Origin of the sequence: Streptomyces pseudogriseolus (assembly GCA_002154585.1) — a bacterium.
Classification (GTDB): Bacteria; Actinomycetota; Actinomycetes; order Streptomycetales; family Streptomycetaceae; genus Streptomyces; species Streptomyces pseudogriseolus.
In genome coordinates this window covers 1-1,168 of sequence record MUNG01000633.1, presented here as the reverse complement: position 1 = coordinate 1,168, position 1,168 = coordinate 1, and the positions used below count along the sequence as shown (strand labels likewise).

The 1,168-nt window shown below is 70.9% G+C and carries 1 pseudogene; it reads right to left on the bottom strand.

Going from position 1 to position 1,168, the window contains the following annotated elements:
* Positions 1-977: pseudogene (locus tag CCN29_RS33610) on the bottom strand (acetyl-CoA C-acetyltransferase); the annotation flags it as partial.
* Between the last annotated feature and the right edge of the window lie 191 nt (positions 978-1,168).

Below are 1,168 nucleotides of genomic sequence, written 5' to 3'. Positions count from 1 at the left end.
GAACAGGTCGATGTCGTCGATCGTCAGACCGGCGCGGCCCAGGGCCTGCTTGCTCGCCTCGACCGGGCCGAGGCCCATGATCTCGGGGGAGAGGCCGGAGACGCCGGTGGACACGATCCGGGCCAGCGGGGTCAGGCCCAGCTCGCGGGCCTTGGTGTCGCTCATGATGACGAGCGCGGCGGCGCCGTCGTTGAGCGGGCAGCAGTTGCCGGCGGTGACCAGGCCGTCGGGGCGGAAGACGGGCTTGAGGCCCGCGACGCCCTCCATGGTGACGCCGGGCGCGGGCCGTCGTCCTTGCTGATCACCGTGCCGTCGGGCAGCGTCACCGGGGTGATCTCGCGCTCCCAGAAGCCGTTCTTGATGGCTTCCTCGGCGAGGTTCTGCGAGCGGACGCCGAACTCGTCCATCTCCTGGCGGGTGACGCCCTTCCAGCGGGCGAGGTTCTCCGCGGTCTGGCCCATCGCGATGTACGGGTCGGGCACCAGGCCGTCCTCGCGCGGGTCGTGCCAGGTGGTGCCCTCCTGCTGGGCGACCTCGGCGGTACGGGCCTCCGCCTCGGCGAACAGCGGGTTGCGCGTGTCCGGGAGGCTGTCGGAGTTGCCCTTCGCGAAGCGCGAGACCGTCTCGACGCCGGCCGAGATGAAGACGTCGCCCTCACCGGCCTTGATCGCGTGCAGCGCCATCCGGGAGGTCTGGAGCGAGGAGGAGCAGTAGCGGGTGATCGTGCAGCCCGGGAGGTGGTCCATCCCCATCTGCACGGCGACGATCCGGCCGAGGTTGTTGCCCTGCTCGCCGCCGGGCAGACCGCAGCCGAGCATCAGGTCGTCGATGTCCCGGGGGTCCAGCTCGGGGACCTTGGCGAGGGCCGCCTGGATGATCGTCGCGGTCAGGTCGTCCGGGCGCAGGTCCTTGAGCGAGCCCTTGAAGGCGCGGCCGATGGGGGAGCGGGCGGCGGAAACGATCACGGCTTCGGGCATCACGGCTCCAGGGGGCGTACCGGGTGGTTGGTGCGGGCTGCTTGGAAATTACCCGGAGGTAGGGGCGGGGTCACGGGTGACGCGGTGTGAGATGGGACGCAACTGTCTAAGCGCTTGCTTTTCTTTTCGGTGGGGGGTGCCGCCCTAGCCGCGGCCAGTGAGGCCGCCCCAGTCGCGGGCAGTCGTGCCGC